This window comes from Polycladomyces abyssicola, assembly GCF_018326425.1.
In the GTDB taxonomy this organism is placed as follows: domain Bacteria; phylum Bacillota; class Bacilli; order Thermoactinomycetales; family JIR-001; genus Polycladomyces; species Polycladomyces abyssicola.
Map to the genome: position 1 here is coordinate 1,016,123 of NZ_AP024601.1, position 20,618 is coordinate 1,036,740.

At 52.0% G+C, this 20,618-nt stretch carries 22 protein-coding genes and 1 pseudogene; 18 read left to right on the plus strand and 5 right to left on the minus strand.

The window, feature by feature from the left end; all coding sequences use genetic code 11:
• Window positions 1-59: 59 nt before the first annotated feature.
• Window positions 60-1,058 carry an ABC transporter substrate-binding protein gene (locus KI215_RS05110; protein ID WP_246512202.1) on the minus strand — a complete coding sequence of 333 codons (999 nt, stop codon included), beginning with the start codon at window positions 1,056-1,058 and terminating at the stop codon, window positions 60-62.
• Window positions 1,059-1,276: 218 nt separating this feature from the next.
• Here KI215_RS05110 and hemA point away from each other — a divergent pair, with 218 nt between their 5' ends.
• From hemA to KI215_RS16170, 9 genes are all read left to right on the plus strand, one after another.
• Window positions 1,277-2,656, plus strand: coding sequence for a glutamyl-tRNA reductase (gene hemA, locus KI215_RS05115; RefSeq protein ID WP_212774487.1), 1,380 nt, complete (start codon window positions 1,277-1,279; stop codon window positions 2,654-2,656).
• Between the two features lie 18 nt (window positions 2,657-2,674).
• Complete coding sequence (locus KI215_RS05120; RefSeq protein WP_212774488.1) at window positions 2,675-3,490, plus strand: cytochrome C assembly family protein; 816 nt, start codon at window positions 2,675-2,677, stop codon at window positions 3,488-3,490.
• Window positions 3,491-3,504: 14 nt separating this feature from the next.
• Entirely contained in the window at window positions 3,505-4,158 is a 654-nt protein-coding gene (locus KI215_RS05125; protein WP_212774489.1) for a precorrin-2 dehydrogenase/sirohydrochlorin ferrochelatase family protein, read from the plus strand.
• A 38-nt stretch (window positions 4,159-4,196) separates the two neighbouring features.
• Window positions 4,197-5,123: a hydroxymethylbilane synthase gene (hemC, locus tag KI215_RS05130; protein ID WP_212774490.1), complete on the plus strand. Its 927-nt coding sequence runs from the start codon at window positions 4,197-4,199 to the stop codon at window positions 5,121-5,123.
• Window positions 5,120-6,670, plus strand: a complete 1,551-nt coding sequence (gene cobA / locus KI215_RS05135) for a uroporphyrinogen-III C-methyltransferase (RefSeq protein ID WP_212774491.1) — start codon at window positions 5,120-5,122, stop codon at window positions 6,668-6,670. Before hemC ends, cobA begins: the two co-directional genes overlap by 4 nt.
• Window positions 6,667-7,650 carry a porphobilinogen synthase gene (gene hemB, locus KI215_RS05140; RefSeq protein ID WP_212774492.1) on the plus strand — a complete coding sequence of 328 codons (984 nt, stop codon included), beginning with the start codon at window positions 6,667-6,669 and terminating at the stop codon, window positions 7,648-7,650. The genes cobA and hemB overlap by 4 nt, the downstream gene beginning before the upstream one ends.
• Window positions 7,647-8,699 carry a siroheme decarboxylase subunit alpha gene (gene ahbA / locus KI215_RS05145; RefSeq protein ID WP_212774493.1) on the plus strand — a complete coding sequence of 351 codons (1,053 nt, stop codon included), beginning with the start codon at window positions 7,647-7,649 and terminating at the stop codon, window positions 8,697-8,699. The genes hemB and ahbA overlap by 4 nt, the downstream gene beginning before the upstream one ends.
• A 205-nt stretch (window positions 8,700-8,904) precedes the next feature.
• On the plus strand, window positions 8,905-9,228 hold the full coding sequence (locus KI215_RS16165) for an amino acid permease (protein WP_338048326.1): 324 nt from the start codon (window positions 8,905-8,907) through the stop codon (window positions 9,226-9,228).
• A complete protein-coding gene (locus tag KI215_RS16170; RefSeq protein ID WP_338048327.1) occupies window positions 9,204-9,620 on the plus strand; it encodes an amino acid permease in 417 nt (138 codons plus the stop codon). The genes KI215_RS16165 and KI215_RS16170 overlap by 25 nt, the downstream gene beginning before the upstream one ends.
• A 171-nt stretch (window positions 9,621-9,791) precedes the next feature.
• On the opposite strand, the gene KI215_RS05155 is transcribed toward KI215_RS16170, so the two are convergent.
• Window positions 9,792-10,859: a YheC/YheD family endospore coat-associated protein gene (locus KI215_RS05155; RefSeq protein WP_212774494.1), complete on the minus strand. Its 1,068-nt coding sequence runs from the start codon at window positions 10,857-10,859 to the stop codon at window positions 9,792-9,794.
• Between the two features lie 179 nt (window positions 10,860-11,038).
• Between KI215_RS05155 and KI215_RS05160 the strand changes: the two genes are divergently transcribed.
• Complete coding sequence (locus tag KI215_RS05160; RefSeq protein WP_212774495.1) at window positions 11,039-12,202, plus strand: glycosyltransferase family 4 protein; 1,164 nt, start codon at window positions 11,039-11,041, stop codon at window positions 12,200-12,202.
• Between the two features lie 207 nt (window positions 12,203-12,409).
• Here the strand turns inward: KI215_RS05160 and KI215_RS05165 are convergent, their stop codons facing one another.
• Window positions 12,410-13,108 carry a PIG-L deacetylase family protein gene (locus KI215_RS05165; protein WP_212774496.1) on the minus strand — a complete coding sequence of 233 codons (699 nt, stop codon included), beginning with the start codon at window positions 13,106-13,108 and terminating at the stop codon, window positions 12,410-12,412.
• 177 nt (window positions 13,109-13,285) lie between these two features.
• Between KI215_RS05165 and KI215_RS16250 the strand changes: the two are divergent.
• The 6 genes and pseudogenes from KI215_RS16250 to KI215_RS05190 all read left to right on the plus strand — a co-directional run.
• Window positions 13,286-13,585, plus strand: a pseudogene (locus KI215_RS16250) (hypothetical protein); the annotation flags it as partial.
• Window positions 13,586-13,591: 6 nt separating this feature from the next.
• Window positions 13,592-14,365, plus strand: coding sequence for an ATP-grasp domain-containing protein (locus KI215_RS05170; RefSeq protein ID WP_212774497.1), 774 nt, complete (start codon window positions 13,592-13,594; stop codon window positions 14,363-14,365).
• Window positions 14,366-14,566: 201 nt separating this feature from the next.
• The gene (locus KI215_RS05175; protein WP_212774498.1) at window positions 14,567-15,283 is read left to right on the plus strand and encodes a glycosyltransferase family 2 protein; all 717 of its coding nucleotides are present in this window, start codon (window positions 14,567-14,569) and stop codon (window positions 15,281-15,283) included.
• Window positions 15,284-15,673, plus strand: coding sequence for a glycosyltransferase family 2 protein (locus KI215_RS05180; protein WP_212774499.1), 390 nt, complete (start codon window positions 15,284-15,286; stop codon window positions 15,671-15,673).
• Window positions 15,674-15,993: 320 nt separating this feature from the next.
• A complete protein-coding gene (locus KI215_RS05185) occupies window positions 15,994-16,461 on the plus strand; it encodes a low molecular weight protein-tyrosine-phosphatase (RefSeq protein WP_212774500.1) in 468 nt (155 codons plus the stop codon).
• A 62-nt stretch (window positions 16,462-16,523) separates the two neighbouring features.
• Window positions 16,524-17,099: a hypothetical protein gene (locus KI215_RS05190; RefSeq protein WP_212774501.1), complete on the plus strand. Its 576-nt coding sequence runs from the start codon at window positions 16,524-16,526 to the stop codon at window positions 17,097-17,099.
• Window positions 17,100-17,406: 307 nt separating this feature from the next.
• Here KI215_RS05190 and KI215_RS05195 read toward each other — a convergent pair whose 3' ends face one another.
• Entirely contained in the window at window positions 17,407-17,904 is a 498-nt protein-coding gene (locus KI215_RS05195) for an SRPBCC family protein (RefSeq protein WP_212774502.1), read from the minus strand.
• Window positions 17,858-18,214 carry an ArsR/SmtB family transcription factor gene (locus tag KI215_RS05200; protein WP_212774503.1) on the minus strand — a complete coding sequence of 119 codons (357 nt, stop codon included), beginning with the start codon at window positions 18,212-18,214 and terminating at the stop codon, window positions 17,858-17,860. The genes KI215_RS05195 and KI215_RS05200 overlap by 47 nt, the downstream gene beginning before the upstream one ends.
• Window positions 18,215-18,523: 309 nt before the next feature.
• Here KI215_RS05200 and KI215_RS05205 point away from each other — a divergent pair, with 309 nt between their 5' ends.
• Together KI215_RS05205 and hemL are read left to right on the plus strand one after the other, a co-directional pair.
• On the plus strand, window positions 18,524-18,976 hold the full coding sequence (locus KI215_RS05205; protein ID WP_212774504.1) for a M23 family metallopeptidase: 453 nt from the start codon (window positions 18,524-18,526) through the stop codon (window positions 18,974-18,976).
• 306 nt (window positions 18,977-19,282) lie between these two features.
• Window positions 19,283-20,572 (plus strand): glutamate-1-semialdehyde 2,1-aminomutase, encoded by a 1,290-nt coding sequence (gene hemL, locus KI215_RS05210; protein WP_212774505.1) that lies wholly within the window; start codon window positions 19,283-19,285, stop codon window positions 20,570-20,572.
• Window positions 20,573-20,618 lie beyond the last annotated feature (46 nt).

The window sequence follows — 20,618 nt, forward strand, 5'->3', positions numbered from 1 at the left end:
TCGGCATTCCCCCAAACACGGGTACGGCGCACCATCTCCCCGGGGAAAGGGAGGACGGTTTACCGCATCGCTTTTTTAGCCAACTCCATTTTGACGATGGTGTCATAGGGAACATTGCCGGGCAGTTCACCGGATTGACGCATGATGTCGATCATATGACCGTATTCTTGTCGGTCGATGATCGGGTCGGCGGCCCATGACTGTTGTTCCTTATATCGTTGCAACACTTTTTCCAAGACGGCACGGTTGGTGTCGGGAAATTCCGGGGCAATCACATCGGCTATTTCCTGCACGGAATGCGATTGGACCCATTGTTGGCCTTGATACACGGCACGAATGAAACGGAGCAAGGTCTCGGGATCTTGTTCAAGCTTGGATTGACCGGTGATGTAGACGGTATAGGGAAGGCGACCACTGTCTTTCCCGAATGACGCGACCACTTTCCCTTTTCCCTCCTGTTCCAGTTTGGAGGCGACGGGCTCAAACAACTGGACGTAGTCCCCTGTCCCGGCAGCAAAGGCGTTACCGAGATTTTTGTAGTCCACGTTTTGAATGATCTTCACATCTTCATGGGGTTTCAAGCCATGGCGGCGTTGCACGTACTCACTCACCATCTCAGGCATGCCACCTTTGCGTTGGCCCAACAGCTTTTTGCCTCGCAGGTCGCTCCATTGAAACGGTCCGGTTTGATTGCGGGCAACGAGAAAACTGCCGTCCGTCTGCGTCAACTGGGCGATGCCGACCACCGGGCGGGCAGCACCGCGCGCGGTGACGTAGACGGCGGCTTCCGCTCCGACCAACACAATATCGGCGTCACCCGACAAGAGGGCGGTCATCGTTTTGTCACCGCCGAAGCCGTTGGTCACCTCTACCGTCAAACCCTGCTCCTTGAAAAAGCCTTTGCGGATCGCCACATACTGTGGAGCGTAAAACATGGAGTGCGTCACTTCAACCAATCGAACGGTCCGGGAATGGGAAGAGGATGGAGAACAGGCAGTCACAACCATCAGCCAACAGGTGAGGACGGCGAATCCGATCATCCACCGAAATGTCCGCATGTCGGTCATCCTTTCTCGAAATTCTGGGCTGATGTATCGTATGCCTGGGCTTCAAATTCTGTTCACATTGGCTTCCTGCGGCAGGAATAGCCTATGATATAATAAGGAAAGACTGAAAGAGAAAAAGAGTGTCCATCAACAGGGAAGCGACTGATTTCCGCAATCTACCCGGTGAGCAGGCACTCGGGAACGGATGACCTGGAATCGGGGTGGGGTCCATGCACATTTTAGTGGTCGGATTCAATCACAAGACGGCTCCTGTATCGTTGCGGGAGCGTTTGGCTTTCTCCGAAAACGAATGGGGAAAAGCTGTGACGACATTGCGCCATACCAAGAGCGTTTTGGAGAGCGTTATCATCAGCACCTGTAACCGGATGGAGCTTTACGTCATTTGCGATCAACTGCATACGGGTGAATACTACGCCAAAACGTTTTTGGAAGAGTGGTTCTCCGTACCCAAATCGGAGTTCATAGATCATCTGTATATCAAACAAAACGAAGAAGCGGTCCGTCATCTGTTTACGGTGGTATGCGGGCTGGATTCGATGGTGATCGGGGAGACGCAAATCCTGGGACAAGTGCGCGATGCATTCTTGAAAGCGCAGGAACATCAAACCACCGGCACGATGTTCAACACCCTGTTTCGCCAGGCAATTACGCTCGGCAAACGGGCGCATGCCGAGACTGAGCTGGGGCAAAATGCCGTTTCCGTCAGCTATGCCGCGGTGGAGCTGGGGAAAAAGCTGTTCCCCACATTCTCCGGCAAAACGGTACTCTTGATCGGTGCGGGCGAAACAGGAAAGTTGACAGCCAAACACTTCCAAGCCAACGGAGCAGATCGGATGATCGTGCTCAACCGCACATGGGAAAAAGCGCGGGAAGTCGCAGCACACTTCGGTGCCGAAGCGCGACCGTTGACGCAATTGCATCAGAGCTTGCGGGAAGCGGACATCGTTGTCAGCTCCACGGGAGCGTCCGGCGCGATCATCACCCGGGAAATGATCAAGCGGGTGTTGCCTGAACGAAGTGCGCCGCTGTTTCTGATCGATATCGCCGTACCGCGCGATATTGAGCCGAACGTTCATGAATTAGACAATGTGTATCTGTACGATATTGACGACTTGCAGGAGATCGTGTCGGCCAACCTGCAGCTGCGCGAGCAGGAAGCGGAAAAGGTGCGCCACATGATCGAGGAAGAAGTGCGCGCTTTCCGGGATTGGGTGCAGACGCTCGGCGTTGTTCCGCTGATCACGGCATTGCGTGAGAAAGCATTGGCCATACAGGAAGAAACGATGAAAAGCATTGAGCGCAAATTGCCGGATCTGACTGAGCGGGAGTTGCGTGTGATCCGCAAGCACACCAAAAGCATTGTCAATCAGTTGCTGCGTGACCCGATCATGCGCGCCAAAGAATTGGCCGCCAGCCCCGACCGTGATGAGGCGTTGGAGATGTTTGCCCACATCTTTGCGCTGGAAGAAAGCCTGAAGAAAAAACAGGCGGAAGAACAGAAACAAGCGCATGCGCCTTCGTTGGAAAACGTCGCCGCACCGCTTCGTCATCCGGCTTTAGCCGGCGGCAAAGTGACGTTCCGCTCGTGAACGAAAGGGGTGGCCGCCGTGTTCGCTGAGCGTTGGGTGTATGATCTGATTATTTATCTTTATGCATTAGGGCTTCTTTTTGCCTTTGCGGATTTACTGCACAAGAACCGGCGGGCCAATCGGCTGGCCCTTTCCTTGTTCATCGCGGTCTGGATGATTCAAACGGTGTTTATTGCCTTTCGGCTTTTTGAACTGTTTCCGCTGTTGACACCGTTTGATTCTTTGTTTTTCTACTCGTGGGCCATTGTGGCGCTCACCATGTTGATCAACTGGTTGTATCGTATGGATTTGGTCGTGTTTTCCGCGAATTTGGTGGGGTTTGCCGTACTGGCCATCAATTTTTTCGTCGCCCGTGACACGTCACGCCATTTGTCCCGACTGCTTCTGTCGGAATTGGTGTTCGTCCATGTCACGATGGCGTTTTTGGCCTATGCGGCTTTTTCTTTGTCTGCCGTATTCGCGGTCTTATATCTGATCGGAGATCATTTACTGAAACAGAAGAAATGGAACCGGCTGTTGCGTTTGTTACCCAGTTTGGAACATTTGCAACGGCTGTCTTACGGTTTTTCCCTGATCGGGATGCCGTTATTGCTCTCGTCGATTATTTTGGGTGTGATTTGGGCGTATCAGACGAATATCAGCGGATTTTGGTATGATCCTAAAATTATCGGCTCCCTGATCGTGTTGTTGTTGTACGCGATACAGTTGTACCAGAAGGCGAAACAAAGATGGCATGGGCGGCGGCTGGCGTGGTGGAGTGCCGTGTCGTTCTTGGCGATGTTGCTCAATTATTGGATATCGGTTACGGGACTTTCATTCCATCGGTGGATGTAAGGGAGACGAATGAAATGAAACGGTTTTATCCGATGATGGTGGATTTGACCGGTCGGCGTTGCCTCGTGGTGGGCGGTGGATCGGTGGCGGAACGAAAAACGGCCTCACTGTTGGAAGGGGGCGCCGACGTGATCGTGGTCAGTCCGGATGTGACCCCTGGTCTGCAAGTGTGGGCGGAGCAGGGAGAGATTACATACTACGCCCGTCCCTATCGCAAAGGAGATGTGGCGGGATGTACCCTGGTGATTGCCGCCACGGATCAGGAGGCGGTCAACCGGGCTGTGTATGAGGAGGCACAGGCATGCGGGGCTTGGATCAATGTGGTGGATCGCCCCGATCTGTGCAACTTTACCGTTCCTTCCACCCTTCGTCGGGGGCATCTGCAAATCGCCGTATCCACGGGAGGGGCCAGCCCTACGCTGGCAAAAAAAATCCGCCAAGAGTTGGAAGAAACGTACGGACCCGAATACGCGGTCTACCTGAATGTGCTCAAAGAGATGCGTCAACGGATTCAGGATGCCGTCGCCGATGCGGCTGTCCGTCATCAATTGATGGCCTGCCTCGTGGATGAGGAATGGATTGCACTGTGCAAAACCGATCCCGAGGAGGCGCGACGTCGTATGGAGAGTTGGGTCGAACAGGCGGCCACGGCGGAAATCAGCGGGTGATCCGCTCGGATCGGGCAGTGAGGAGGACACAGACGATCATGCGAACGGTAGTGGTGGGAACCAGGAAAAGCGCTTTGGCGCTGACCCAGACCGGTTGGGTGATGGACCGGCTTCGGGAAGCGAATTCCCGCTGGGAACTGCGTCAGGAAAAAATCGTGACCAAAGGAGATCGCATTTTGGATGTCACCTTGTCGAAAATCGGAGGCAAGGGGCTATTCGTCAAGGAGATCGAACAAGCGCTGTTGGACGGAAGGATCGATATCGCCGTCCACAGCATGAAGGATATGCCCGGTGAAATACCGGACGGTTTGGTGATCGGCGCTGTGACGCGGCGGGAAGACCCACGCGATTGTCTGATCACCCGCAGTGGGCAATCATTGGAGGAATTGCCGTCCGGTGCGCGGATCGGAACCAGCAGTTTGCGCAGGCAAGCGCAAATATTGGCGTATCGGCCAGATGTTACGGTGGAACCGGTGCGCGGCAATCTGGACACCCGCCTGCGCAAAATGCAGGAAGGGCAGTTTGACGGCATTCTTCTGGCGGTGGCGGGTTTGTCCCGGATGGGCTGGCAAGATCGTGTGACGCAAGCGCTTTCGACGGATATCATGGTGCCGGCCGTGGGGCAAGGGGCATTGGCCATCCAATGTCGTGCAGATGATACTGAAGTGTTGGAAGGATTGAAGAAGATCAACGATCCAGAGACCGAACGGGCCGTTCGAGCGGAACGGGCGTTTTTGCATGCGTTTGAAGGCGGGTGTCATCTGCCGGTCGGCGCGTACGCCGAGGAAACGGGCGGATTGATTCGGCTGATCGGCATGGTGGCGCATCCGGACGGCCAGAAGGTGTTACGCGGCACTGTAGAAGGCACGGAACCGGAGCAAGTCGGACGTACATTGGCACAGCAGTTGCTGGAAAAGGGAGCGGGAGAATTGTTGTCGGCTTTACGAGAGGGGATGAGCAGATGAACGCAGGCACCGTCTACTTGGTGGGAGCAGGTCCCGGCGATCCTGGGCTGATCACGGTCAAAGGGAAGGAAGCGATCGAAAAATCCGATGTGATCGTGTATGACCGGTTGGCCAGCCCCCGATTGCTGAAATATGCCAAACCGGATGCCGAGCGGATTTACGTGGGGAAAATGCCGGACCGGCACACCTTGACGCAGGAAGAGATCAACCAACTGCTGGTGGAGAAAGCGAAAGAAGGCAAAACGGTCACCCGGCTGAAAGGGGGAGATCCGTTCGTTTTCGGTCGGGGCGGCGAAGAGGCGGAGACGTTGGCGGAGCACGGCATCCCGTTTGAGGTGGTGCCGGGGATCACTTCGGCCATCGCCGTCCCTGCCTACGCCGGGATTCCGGTAACGCACAGGGACATCAACCCTTCCTTCACCATCGTGACCGGTCATGAACGGCCGGAAAAAACGGAATCCACCATCCGTTGGGACAAATTGGCCACTGCTTCGGAAACGTTGATTTTCCTGATGGGCGTGGGTAATTTGCCGTTTATCCGAGATCAGTTGATCCGGCACGGCCGTTCGGAAAACACCCCTGTCGCCCTGATCCGTTGGGGCACGCGCGTGGAACAGGAAGTGCTGACGGGGACGTTGGGGGACATTGTGGAAAAGGTGCGGGAAGCCAATTTCCGACCGCCTGCCATTATCATTGTGGGTGAAGTGGTCCGGTTGCGTGACAAGCTGAAATGGTTTGAGAACAAGCCGTTGTTCGGCCGTCGCGTGCTGGTGACACGGGCCCGCAGTCAAAGCAGTTCGTTGGTGGAGAAAATTGAGGCATTGGGCGGAGAAGCGGTTGAGTTTCCGGTGATTCACCTCACGCCTCCCAAAAGGCAGGACTTGCTGGATCAAGCGTTGAACCGGCTTGGGTTGTATGATTGGGTGGTATTCACGAGTGTCAACGGTGTCAAGTATTTCTTTCGCCGTTTGCGCGAGCTGAAGCTAGACATCCGATCGATGTCCCGGGCCAAGATAGCGGCGATCGGTCCGAAAACAGCAGAAGTCCTGGAAGAGAAAGGTCTTCGGGTTGAGGTGCTGCCCGACAAATTCCAGGCTGAGGCGTTGGTGGAACACTTGAAACCGTTGGTTCGTGCCGGGGAACGCATTCTGCTTCCTCGCGCCGACATCGCCCGCAAAGTGTTGGCTGTCGAGCTGGAGAAACTGGGGTGCCAAGTGGAGGAAGTAGACGCTTACGACACGGTTGTCGGCAACGAAAATGCGGAAGAAGTGGCCAACATGTTGGAAAACGGCGCCATTCACGTCATCACGTTTACCAGTTCGTCCACGGTCCGCAATTTCGTTGACGCCATTCGTTCCGTGCGGGAAAACTGGCTGTCCCTGATCCAAGGGACGCAAATCGCGTGCATCGGACCGATCACTGCCCAAACAGCGGAAGAACTCGGACTGACACCGGATGTGGTGGCGGAGCGCTTTACCATTGACGGGTTGATTGAGGCCATTGCCCAACATCCGCCGAAAGTGCTGACGAAGGGGGAGTTACGATGAAACCGTTCGCGCGGCATCGCCGGTTGAGAAGGAATGAAGCCATCCGAAGCATGGTGCGGGAACACCATGTGCAGGTGACGGATTTGATCTATCCGTTGTTCGTCGTAGAAGGAAACGGTGTAAAAGAAGAGATCCCGTCCATGCCGGGAGTCTATCATTTCTCTCTGGACCGGCTGGATGAAGAGATTGAAGAAGTGGTGGACCTCGGCATCCCGTCCGTCCTGATCTTCGGCGTGCCAGACGAAAAGGACGCCTGCGGCAGCTCCGCCTATGACGAAAACGGCATCGTCCAGCGGGCCATCCGTCGGATCAAAGAGCGGCATCCTAGGCTGTATGTCATCGCGGACACATGCTTGTGCCAGTACACCGACCACGGCCACTGCGGCGTGGTGGAAGACGGGGAGATCGTCAACGACGCATCATTGGAGCTGCTGGTGAAAACCGCTGTCTCCCAAGCACGTGCGGGTGCGGACATGATCGCGCCTTCCAACATGATGGACGGTTTTGTCGCTGCCATCCGCCAAGGGCTGGACGAAGCGGGGTTCACCCACATTCCGATCATGTCGTATGCGGTGAAGTATGCCTCCGCCTTCTACGGTCCGTTCCGCGATGCAGCTCACTCAGCACCCCAGTTCGGAGATCGCCGCACGTACCAGATGGACCCGGCCAACGCACGGGAAGCGCTGCGGGAAGCGGCTTCCGATGTGGAACAGGGAGCCGATCTTCTCATGGTGAAACCGGGCATGGCGTATCTGGACATTCTGTACCGGTTGAAAGAGCGGTTTGATCTGCCGGTGGCGGTGTACAACGTCAGTGCCGAGTATGCGATGGTGAAAGCGGCTGCGCAAAACGGGTGGATCGACGAACAGCGTATCGTGATGGAACTGATGACCGCGATGAAACGGGCCGGCGCCGACCTGATTCTGACGTATCACGCCAAAGACGTAGCCCGGTGGCTGCGAGGAGGGATGAACGGATGACCGCGCAAACGTTGGACCGATTGGATCAGGAAATCCTGAATTTGTTGCAGGAAGGCATTGAGTTGGTGGAACGCCCCTTCCTGGCGATCGCCGAGAAAGTGGGAACGACTGAAGAAGATGTCATGGAAAGAGTGCGCCGGTTGAAAGGGGACATCGTGAGGCAGATCTCGGCCATTTTTGATACGCGCACACTCGGATACCAATCCAGCTTGGTGGCGGCCAAAATTCCGGAAGAGCGGTTGGACGAGGCGGCGCAGATCATCAATGATCACCCCGGCGTCTCCCACAATTACAAGCGTAATCATGATTACAACCTGTGGTTTACGATCGCCGTGCCCCCGAACAGCCGTCTTGGCTTGGAAAAAACGGTGGATCTCTTGGGTGAGATGGCCAAAGTGGACGTGATCCGGTTGATGCCCACGCTGCGATTGTTCAAGATCGGCGTTCAACTGGACATGACCGGCAAAGAAGATCAGACCAAGGCAAAGGCGAAACCGGCTTACGGGGAAGAAGACCGGAAACAGGCGGCCAAAACCGTCACCGACTTCGACATTGCCGTCATTCGTGAACTACAGAAGGACTTGCCGATCGAGCCCCGGCCGTTTGACCGTTGGGCCCAAAACATCGGCATCAGCACGGAGGAACTCCTTCAGGCCGGTCGCGACCTGCAAGCCCGGAAACAGATGCGCCGGTTTGCAGCCGTGCTTCATCACCGCAAAGCCGGCTTTCGTTTCAACGGGATGGGCGTGTGGGCCGTACCGGAAGATCGGGTGGATGAGGTCGGACCGAAAATGGCTTCCTTCAAGGCGGTCAGCCACTGCTATTTGCGTCCGACGTACCCGGATTGGCCGTACAGCATCTTTACGATGGTACACGGCCGGACGATGGAGGAGTGCGAATCGATTCTGCAGGCGATCGAGGATGAAACGGGGATTACCGAGCGAGCCGTCTTGTACTCCACCAAAGAATACAAAAAGACTCGTGTTTCCTATTTCACTCCGGAAGCGGATGAGTGGGAGGAAAAAGTGATTCGCCGCTTCGGATTGTGAGTGAGATCGTGTATGAACTTTGCCCGCATTCACGCCTCTGAAGATCATAACCCCTGCCGTTCCATCGGTGGGGGTGTTTTGTTTTACAGAAAAAGTCTCCTGAAAAGCCCACGGCGCCTATAGGAAGTACCCTTGGGGTATTTCAATCGTGAAAAGGTGGGATTACTCGTTGCCTTCTGAAGAGGGCGCTTAAAAGCAACATTTTTTGTTTTTCATTCCGAAAGGATTTATCTCCGGCATTCTCACGTTGGCCGCCTGCACCGTGGGGACCCTGTTCATCACCGCGGGTCTCGGGGGAAGCAAGGGGAAACCGGCGGACTATCCGCTTCCCCAGGCTCTGGCCAAGGTGTACGGGGAGGGGACGCTCTTCCCCACCCTGGTGGCGGTCATCGGTCTGGCGGGTCTCATCGCCAGTCTTCACGGCTTTATCATCGGGTACTCCCGCCAAACCTTTGCCTTGTCCCGGGCCGGTTATCTCCCTTCGTTTCTTTCCCGGCTCAACCGTTGGAAGATTCCCCACTGGGCCTGATCGTCCCGGGATCTCTCGGGGTAACGTGCGCCGCCTCGGCGGATTTCGCCAACGCCCTGATCATTCTGTCCGTCTTTGGCGCGGTTCTCATGTACTGCCTGTCCATGGTATCGCTGTTCATTCTCCGAAGGAAAGAGCCGGATCTGGAACGGCCTTTCAAGGTCTTCTATCCCTGGGTGCCGGGAGTGGCGCTGATTCTCGGTCTGCTCGCTCTCTACAGCGTCATCAAGTACAGCGTGACCACGTCCCTGCCGTTCCTCGGTTTCCAACTTCCTTTAAGCTACGTCATCTTCGGTGTTTTCGGCTTGGGTATCTTGTACTATGCGGTGCGGGGGAGCGCACGCATCCGCCCCATCTCCGAGGAATTCGGGGCGATGCAAGTCTTGGAATAAAAAGGGGACACGTCGGACAGTGCCTAGAAAAGCAGCGAAAGCTATGCAAGTGCTGCAGATTGGATTTGGCGACAGAAGAGTCTAGCTGTCGATAATGGGCAGTAGGTCTTCCTATTTGGTATTAATCGAGCTGTTGGTCAGTACAGACTCCGAGCTAATTTTGACCCCCGCTTAATGGCGGAGGAAGGCGGCATAAAGAAGGGGATTGAGATAGGTCCTTTGAAACATTTTTTTGTCACCGGCTAATGGGAAAATGATGCGTAAATCACGGAAATTCACTTCAATCAACCAGGGGCGGCCCTTTTGATCGACTCCGACGTCTAACCCGGCATCAGCGAATGCGGGCCAAGTTTTCTCCAACTCTTGACAGGTCGCTATGGAGAGGTGGGAAATCCGATGGAGGATAGCTTGGATTCGTTGCTTAGGGAAGCAACGGTTGAGCACGGTCCAGGCCCTCATCGCTTTCCCGTTTTGGGCTATGTTCGTCATATGGCTTTGTTTCCGAGCCACTTTGGCCGCAATCCCGCTGATTTCCCATCTTCCGAAGCGCCCTTTCTGCACAGAAACCCGAAAATCAAAAGGTGCCCCGTTGAAACGGGCCAGCGGAATACCCTGCTGAACCAGATAGTAGCGTCGTTGTTTGAGGGTTCCCAGGTATCGGGCCAATCCGGAGGTGGACATCCGGGTTCTCTTGCCTATATATGGATGAACCAGGAAGGATCCTTTCCCCATGTTTTCGATCCTGATGATGTTCTGACCCAATGAGCCGATAACGGGCTTGATAAAAACCACCGGGTACTTATCGATCCACGCGACCGCTTTCGTGGTTTCCGTCAACGGGATCATGGCTGGCAGATGGGTCCGAACCGTTGGATTTCGAGACAGCAATCGATGAATGAACACTTTTTCGCGTCGGATCGGTGGGTTGAACAACCGCTTCCCCATTATCTGCGACAGACGGGTCAACTTCGGCGAATACCCCAGCACACGGCTGTGCACGACAGGGGGAAGGGGACGGTGAACAGGAATATAACTCCGGGAAGTCGGATGCCAGACATACCCTCTGATCCGGCGGTTCGTCAGGTCAAGACCCCTGAGGTCAAAAAGGACGGGCTGCAACCCTAGCCGCTTCCCAAACTGAAAATAGAGTTTCGCCTGTTCACGCGTGGCAAAACCGGCGCGAATGCGGTGTAATAGTTGGGACGACAACAAAATTCCCACGTTGTTTGAACAGTTCATTCCAGTACCCTCTCTCCATCAAACCAATTGATACTCAATTATATTACCAGGGAGGGAGGATGCCTGGACTTCCGTCCAAAAAAGGAGAATGGCCGTTAAATTGGGATATTCGCCGGTGTGAACAACCGATTTGTCGCCACATAGAATAAAGGAAATTCCCAGGGGGAGGAGACGACGATATGCGGATCGCTTTCATCAGTCCGGGAAGTTTCCCCGTCCCGGTTCATTATGGGGGCGGTTCAGTGGAAACGGCGATCACGAATATTGCTGGCAGACTGCCTGCACACTGGAACGTAACGGTACTGGGCAAACGTTTTCCCGGGTTGAAAGACAAGGAGACAAGGAATCGCGTCACGTACATCCGGATGGAAAACACCTCGCAAAGAAGTTATCTTCATTCCTGCATTCGGTATCTGAAAAAGTTTCCCCATGATATCGTCCAGGTGGAGAACCGGCCTTCGTTCGTCCCTCTTCTCAAAAAGCGGTTGCCTTGCCCCATATTGCTCTGTATGCATTCCCTGTTGTTTTTGCGTCCTTTCGCGTTGGGAGGTCGGAACCCACAAGACTGTCTGAATAGCGCCGATCACATCCTGACCAACAGCCATTATCTCCGGTCCCTCCTCTTGTCCCGTTACAGGACGTCCACCCCCGTCCGCGCTGTGCACCTGGGGGTGGACACAGGAGATTATAGATCCCGTTGGAGCCAGAAGGGAAAACGCATTCGCTACCGCCTCCGTTCCCGCTTCGGTTTAACGGGTCGGACCGTGGTTCTGTTCGCGGGCCGGTTGATTCCGATCAAGGGCGTCCACCTGTTGCTAGAATCCATGATCCAAGTGGTAAAAAAGAATCCGCGGATTCTCTGCATGGTGGTCGGCGGGAGCCGATATGGTTCAAACAGGGAAACGCGGTATGTGAGGAAATTGAAACAGATGGCGCGGTCGATCCACCCGCATGTCCGGTTTGCCGGAACCATCCATCCGACGAAGATGCCCCAGTATTACGCATTGGCGGACCTGGTGGTCACTCCCTCAATCGGACCGGAAGCTTTGGGATTGGTGAATTTGGAAGCGATGGCTTCGGGCCAGCCCGTCATCTCCACCGCCATCGGCGGCATTCGGGAAACGGTAAAAACAGGAGTGAACGGCATTCTGATCAAACCCTCTCGTTTGAAACAGGAGTTAACCGCCGCCATCCTGCATCTTTCGGAGAACCCAGCTTTGAGTGAGCGGCTGGGAAGAAATGGTCGTCTTTTCGCTGAACGCTGTTTTTCATGGGATCATACCGCTCGTCAGTACGCCAGAATCTATTACCAAATCCATTCTCCAAACAAAGGACGCACTTAAAAAGGATTCCTTGTGGTCCCCGATCGGGGGGACATCGCGACCGTAGAGGAGTTGGCCGGCCACGATACATGTGCCCAAACGGTACAACAAATCCTCTGCTAGAGAGCTGGAACAGTCGTTTGGATAAAGGTGGACATAAGCATATGTTTCGAAGAACACGGGCTACTCACTTCACTAACCCCTTATTAAGTGTGCTTTTTATTGGGGTTATCCATGTAGCCTAATAATTTGGAATGCTTCAGCATAATCACTGTAAATCGACTGTCCCCTGAACTTCGCTTTGGTCAGTATAGACTCTGGATTGATGGGATGTCGCTTGGTTCCCAATTGAGTTTTATATACATTTAATGCGTCTGCTTTTTTTTCTGCTTCCACTGAACTCATCGGGATGTACAGATGAGGTTGGAAACAAATCTCTCCGTCCGTTTCATAAACAATAACCGACCCGTTCCAATAATAGGGGCGGGTTGCCGTTAAGGCAGCTTGATGAAGCGCGGTATGATCCTGATGTTTTGTTTTGCTGGGGATATAAATGACAGTGGGATGAAAGTATTTGATTTCTTGCTCTATCTTTGATGCCAATTCAACTCTAGGAATCACATCCAACCGACTGTGATACTGTTCTGCTTCATAATCGGTATATAAAAAGCAGTAATCCTTAATCCCCAATATGGCATGTGATTGGTTCAATTCTTTTAAACGGACATTGCCATTATAAATTACATATTTATTTGTTTCTGTATCATATTTTTGGCTTTTTCCTTTAACGAACGATGCAATAACGATCCGGACGATACTGTTATTCTTTAAATATTTTTGAATCACCCCCCCACATCCGATGATTTCATCATCTGCATGAGGGGCTAAAATAAGCACCCTTTGTTTGGTGTATTGGATTGCCCCCATCTTTTCACCCTCTCTTTTCTCTTTTAATACAATAATTTATTGCGAATACGAGGGTATGGTGTGTTAGAAATGCCCTGGTTTTATAAACCAAATTAATTGTAGTCAACTTTGGTCCAATCACCAATCGGATATTTTTTCTATTATGTACTATGAGCCAAATCCAGGGGGAGATTGCAAATGCCAAAACCGATAACGGTCCTCCTGACGGGAGTCGGTTCCCCAGGCGCTCCAGGAGTGATTAAATCTCTACGGGCAGTCAAGGAATATGATTTTCGTATCATCGGGATCGATATGAATCCCCATGCGGCCGGCCAGGTCATGGTTGACAAATTTATCATCGGTCCCGAGGCCGCGGAACCAGACTTTGTCCCAAGACTTATACGTTTATGTTCAGCTGAGAACGTGGATGTCATTCTCCCTTTGGTATCCAAGGAGTTACCCCGATTTGCAAAGTGTCTCCACCGTTTCAAGAAGATTGGGACCGTGGTTTCCGTTTCCGAATACAATCGTTTGATGCAAGTGATGAATAAAGGAACCTTAATCCACACCCTGAAGAAGAAAGGGATTCCTACTCCCCGATCTGTGATTGTCAATACAGTGAAAGGATTACGCAAAGCACTGCATGATTTGGGATACCCCGATCACCCGGTATGCTTTAAACCAACGGTTTCCGATGGCAGCAGGGGATTTCGCATTCTAGATACGCAAAAAAACCGTTTGGATCCGCTCTTCAATGAAAAGCCCAATTCCGCGTATATCAGTGATCACGAACTCTTTCGTATTTTGAGTGATTGCTCGGTGATTCCGGAAACGATTGTTATGGAATATCTTCCCCATGAAGAATACAGTATCGATCTATTGGCCAGAGACGGGGAAGTCATCGTTGCGATTCCAAGGTTGAGGGAAGCCATCGTCAACGGGATTTCCGTCAAAAGTACGATCGTGAAAGAAGATGATGTGATTGCTTATGCTTCGCGCATTGTCAGAGAACTTCGTTTGCACGGGAATATCGGCGTACAAATATGTAGGGATAAAGACGCACAACCTAAAATTATCGAAATCAATCCCCGGATACAAGGAACCATTGTACATTGCACAGCGGCCGGCGTAAACTTGCCTTATTTGGCAGTAAAGTTGGCAAAAGGGATTCCTATTCATTCCTCAGAGTTGTCTGTTCGATGGGGAACCAGGATGACAAGGTATTGGGAGGAAGTCTTTTGGAGTGAAGAGGGTCTGCCGATCCAACCGGGAATCTGAACCTGTCGGGCGGGGAATCTAATTCATACACCATCCCTTCCCGATACGCAAGCTCCCTGTCGGCAACTATCCAGCAGCATACTGCGAGCAATCCGAACCGACAGATTCAATCCGATAGTACCCTGATATACTACCATTCTATAAAAAAGGAACGGAATACTGAGGGCGTGAAGCCATTAACTAACGAAGGAGTTAAATAAAATGGAAGGTGTTTCGGTGATCACTTGTACGATGAGGTCCAATCAAGTACACAATATTTTCAGGAACTTCGTCAGTCAAATGTTTAGAAAAAAAGAGCTGATCATTATCTTAAATCGAAAAAACATGAGCCTTCCCCAATGGCTGCAGGTAGCCAAAAAATTTAAGAATGTTCGTGTTTATAAAATTCCTGGGGATACATTGGGAGCATGTCTCAATTTCGGAATCACAAAAGCAAGGTATTCTTTCATCGCGAAATTTGATGATGATGATTACTATGCCCCCAAATATTTATCTCAAGCAGTACATGCTTTAAAAACAACTAACGCTTCAATGGTGGGGAAAGGGGCAACTGTTACCTATTTCGAAAATATAAAAACACTCGCTATCCGAAAACCCCATCATGAAAGCAAATTTTTGAATGAGATTCAAATGCCCGGACCTCATTTAGGCGGGGGTACCATGGTATTCAAAAAAAATGTGTATCCTTATGTTAAGTTTCCAAATCGAACTCTATGTGAGGATATCATATTTCAACAAAGACTTCGTATGAAAGGATATAAGATCTATTCAACGGACAGATATTATTACGTTTCCATCAGGCGAAAAAATAAACACACCCACACATGGAAAGGAACGGATGAGAAAGTGTTAAGAGAGTGTAAAATCATTGCACGCACTCAGGATTACAAATCGTACGCAAAAAAGGAGTTAATGTAGATGGAAGGCGTTTCGGTGATCACCTGTACGATAAGACCCAATCAAATACACAATGTTTTCGGGAACTTTGCCAGACAAATGTTCAAGAAAAAAGAGCTGATCATTATCTTAAATCGAAAAAACATGAACCTCCGTAGATGGTTGCAGATGGCGAAAAAATTTAAGAATGTTTATGTTTATCAAATGCCAGGGGGCCCTCTGGGAGTATGTCTTAATTTCGGGATCAGAAAAGCCAGGTATTCCTTCATCGTAAAATTTGATGATGATGATTACTATGCCCCCAAATATTTAACTCAGGCGGTGCATGCTTTAAAAACCACAGGCGCTTCATTGGTAGGGAAAGACGCACATACCACCTATTTTGAAGGAAAAAAGCTGATCGCCATTTAGACCCCATAATCAAAACCGGTATACAAATCATGTAGGCGGGGGTACGTTTGTATTTAAAAAAATGTGTTTCCTCATGTACAGTTTCCAGCGCGAACGCTAGGTGAGGACATCATATTTCAACAAAGGCTACTAAGGAAAGGATATAAGATTTATTCAACGGATCGATATCACTATGTTTCGATCAGGCGAAAAGACAAACGGAAACATACTTGGAAATAAAAGGATGGAATAGGGCTAAGATATTGCAAAATCATTGCTCGAAGCGAGAATTACAGATTGTACGTTTAAGATCAAGGAAATCCATAAGGAGGTGTTAAGGATTGGTATCGGTTTTATTCGTATGTTTGGGTAACATCTGCCGCTCCCCGATGGCCGAGGCAGTCCTACGCCACAAGCTCCGTCAGCAGGGTCTGGAGGAGAAGGTTCACGTTGACTCCGCCGGTACCGGGGATTGGCATGTGGGGGCTCCCCCTCATCACGGGACACGCGCCATACTGGCCCGGCAAGGGATCTCCTACGAAGGAATCAAGGCCCGGCAGGTCAAAAATGAAGACCTGACCCGGTTCGACTACATCGTAGTGATGGAAGATAGAAACCTGGCTTTCATCGAGCAGATGGTCGGGACTACGGACAATAGGTTCTGCCGGCTGACCGATTTCATCGGCGATCCCAACTATACCAAAGTGCCGGACCCCTACTTTACCGGCGACTTCGAAGAAACCTATCGATTGGTAGAGGCCGGCTGTGAAGGCCTCATCCGGACCATCCGGGCACGGGAAGAGATTTGATGCGGAAGGTCGGGCTCTAGGGCGTGTCTGGTAAAAATCCCCCCTTTAGTACCCTCAGGACGATGGGAGCGGCTCGCAAATGGACACGGCGCGGGGTCCTCACTGACTACCTCCTCCAACATGGGGCGCTCCCGGCCTACAAGGCGGCGGACGACTATCTTACCCAGGCGGAGGAGCGGCTCACCCAGCGCTTAAACCGGCTGTTTGAGGGGGTGCAGAACCGGCTCATATCCAAACTTCGCGATCTCGGGTATATTCCTGCGGATCCGGATCGCCGGCAGGAGTTCCTCCCCGAGTTTTTGGGCCACTTGTACGATGACCCCCCGGAGGAAGTCACACGGGCAGCCCTGGAGCACGCGGAAGCCGGTCGGCTGCTGACCTTCCAGGAGCTGACCGCTTTTGGGTTTACCTTTTCTTACAGCACTTTTGATCCATGGATCCGGGCGAGACTGGCCGAGAAGTTTTATCAGTTTTCCCAGGAGACTGCACGGCGGATCGTGGGAGACGTCGCGAAAAACCTGGCGGAATCCTACGAGATGGGGATCGGGATCAAAGAGGCAGCCGTTCGTCTCCGGGAGGTGATCGACGAGACCCGGGAATACCGGCTCCGGCGCATCGCCCGAACGGAGGTGCAATAACGTTTGTAAATAACCACTCCGTCTCCATCGATTCGTGGTGGAGGAAACTGCGGGAGCCTTCAGTGGCTCCTTTTTGTTTATGGCAGCCAAACGATGATTTTGTCAGGATAATTTTGGAAGAAAATTTGATGAAAGACGCCCTCGAACGGGGATCTGATCTCCGTTTGGGGTTTTCTTAAAAGACCGTTTGGCGGATAATACCAGTATTCTTCTATGAAATCTATCAAAGGGGAATCATCAGCCACACGGCTAAAAAAAGCCCGGTACCCTGTCGTTAAGGGTTCCGGGTTTTGTATATTGGTTTCTTCTAACTGAGTGTCTCAGCAAGAACGTCAAGCATCTTGATCCAGCCGGCTTCGGCGCGGCTTGCGAAGTCTGCCCAGTTCGGGTGCAATTCGTGGGTCAAGGTGAGCTCGCACCCCTTCTCCAGCGGAATGATGTCGATGATTACTCGGCTGTTATCCCCCACGTCAGCCACCCCCCAGGTAAACACGAGGCGGCGAGGCCGATCGATTTCAAGATACTCCCCTACGTGGTCAATTTCCTGTCCTTGTCGGCGCACAACGAAAGAGAATGAGCCTCCCGCTCGCGGATCGAGAGAGATTCGTACGACTTCTTCTTCACGTTCAGGATGAGCATGGCCGAACATCCATTTGCCGATCATTTCAGGATCCAGCCAAGCATCGAAAACTTGCTCCGGCGATGCGCTAAAGCGACGGGTGACACGTACTTTGGCATTTGACTCAAAATTCATGGGATCATCCTTTCTTTTCGCGAGGCCCTGCGTCTGTTGAATGTTTTTCAAGTTTGTCCTCCCTGTTTAGATGTTTTTCAAGGGCATCCAGATTGTCGGACCAGAATCGTCGGTACGGCTCAAGCCAGTTATCGATTTCTGCTAGTGGTTCGGCGCGTAAATGGTACACGCGTTTTTGTCCTTTTTGGCGAACCTCAACCAAACCGGCTTCGCGAAGGACCCGAAGATGTTTAGAGATTCCAGGTTGACTAAGTTGGGTCTCTTTGACAAGTTCTCCCACAGAACGTTCACGTTCTCTTAGAAGATCAAGTATTCGTCGACGATTGGGTTCGGCCATTACTTCAAAGATTGAACTCTTCATGATTTTTATATTACCGGTAAGTTATATAACTGTCAAGTTATAAATATGTGCAAGGTGAAAGTCTGGACTGAAGTCGCCATCATTCCCTTACCTTACCGTTAAGGTTGTGCACAGGACTAAAATTTATCCCGATTTAACTTCCGATACCATACCATTATCGGAAGCTAAACTTTTTCATAGAGTAGGAGAATCAATTTCCAAAAAAGGGGTTTGAGCACGGTGTGGGGCGGGTAGAAACATCACGTTCCCCCCCACAAATCCCTTTATATGGATTTGGTGGGAAAATTAATTTTAGTATGAGGTGATGTTGTGAAACATTGGATCACATCCCTGATGGTGACCGCGGCTTTGTTGGTCGGTGCGGGTGGTTCGCACGTCTGGGCAGCGAAATCTTTCTCACAGCCTGTATCCGGTTCGTATATTACGCAGAAATATGGGAAACAGCACCGGGCGATCGACTATCAGCGATACAAGCATGACAAAGGTTTCGTTGGCAGCATCGGGGACGGGAAAGTGATCAAAGTGAAAAGAGATGCGAAGTGCGCCTACGGATGGCATGTGATGGTGGATCATGGGGATGGTTACGTGAGTGTTTATTCCCATCTCAGCGGAATCAGTGTATTACAGGGTCAAAAAGTAAAAAAGGGAAAGAAAATCGGCAATATGGGCAAGACCGGAAGAGTGCACGCAAAATATCCGATTCTTCATTTGGAAGTGATCAAAGACGGGAAAAAGATCAATCCATCGAGTGTCATGAAGTAACCATGCACGATGGGCTTGTGGCAAGAGGGGGGTAGCATCCCCTGTGGTTTGTCGAGAGATCTTGGGAATTGAATTGTGATCTTGTCGGCTCTGAGTCTCCGGCTCCGGCATCAACAGTGGAGTGGAACTCAGAGCCCTTCTTTTTTAAAGGTAAGATCTCCTCAATCAAGTTGTGAACTTTCCACAGCCGTAAGATTCAGGTGTGCTGAACAAAAAATCATCCACCAAACAGACAAAAACCCCCTTCCTTCCCTCGTGTGTTGTGCCGGGATTTGCGGTACAATACCGTGTGAGAGGTGATGTGGCTTGCATAAGGGATTTCAGCGGTCGATTGCCTATTATGATCAAGCGGTAAAAGTGATTCCCGGCGGGGTGAACAGCCCGGTTCGCGCGTTCAAATCTGTGGAGATGAACCCGGTGGTGCTGGAGCGTGGCGAAGGAAGTCGGGTATGGGATGTGGACGGGAACGAATACATCGATTATATCTGTTCGTGGGGACCGCTCATCCTGGGTCATTCCCACCCGTCCGTGGTGGAGGCGGTCAAGGTCGCTGCGGAAAAAGGGACAAGCTTCGGTGCGTTGACGGAGATAGAGGTGAAAATGGCCCAATTGGTGGCGGAGATCGTACCGTCCGTGGAAGTGGTCAGGATGGTTAACTCCGGTACCGAAGCGACGATGAGCGCGTTGCGGTTGGCCCGTGCGTATACACGCAGGAACAAAATCGTGAAATTTGAGGGAAGTTATCATGGTCACTCTGACAGCTTGCTGATTAAAGCGGGTTCCGGTGTGGCGACGCTGGGGTTGCCGGACAGTCCAGGTGTGCCGGAGAACACGGCGCAGCACACATTAACGGTCCCTTACAACGATTTAGACAGCGCCCGCGTCGCCTTCCAGAAGTTCGGCCACGATATCGCCGCGGTGATTGTGGAACCGGTGGCGGGGAACATGGGTGTCGTGCCGCCCGAACCGGGCTTTTTGGAAGGATTGCGCCGGTTGACCTCGCATTACGGTGCGCTGTTGATTTTCGACGAAGTCATGACAGGCTTCCGGGTCGATTATCACTGTGCGCAAGGCAAGTACGGAGTGATGCCTGATCTGACCACTCTGGGGAAAGTGATCGGTGGCGGTTTGCCCGTCGGGGCATACGGCGGCCGGCGTGAAATCATGGAGATGGTGGCTCCGACCGGTCCCGTGTATCAAGCGGGAACGCTCTCCGGCAACCCGTTAGCCATGGCCGCCGGCTACGCCACATTACAGGAGCTGGGCAAGCCTGGCGTTTATGAGCAATTGGAAGCCAAAGCGGCCCGGTTGGAGGAAGGATTCCGGCAAAATGCGGAAGAAGCGGGTATTCCTTACCATATTAACCGGGTGGGTTCCATGGTCTGTCTGTTCTTCACGGGAGAAAAAGTAGTCAGCTACACCCAGGCCAAACAATCCGACACCAAGCGCTTTGCCCGATATTTCCGACTGATGCTGGAACAGGGCATCCTGTTACCGCCGTCGCAGTTTGAGGGTATGTTCGTCTCCACTGCGCACAGTGACGAAGATATCGAACGAACGATCGAAGCCAACCGGAATGCGTTGAAACAACTGTGATAACATCAACGAGCATGAGCCGTCTACCGTTGATGAATCATCAAAA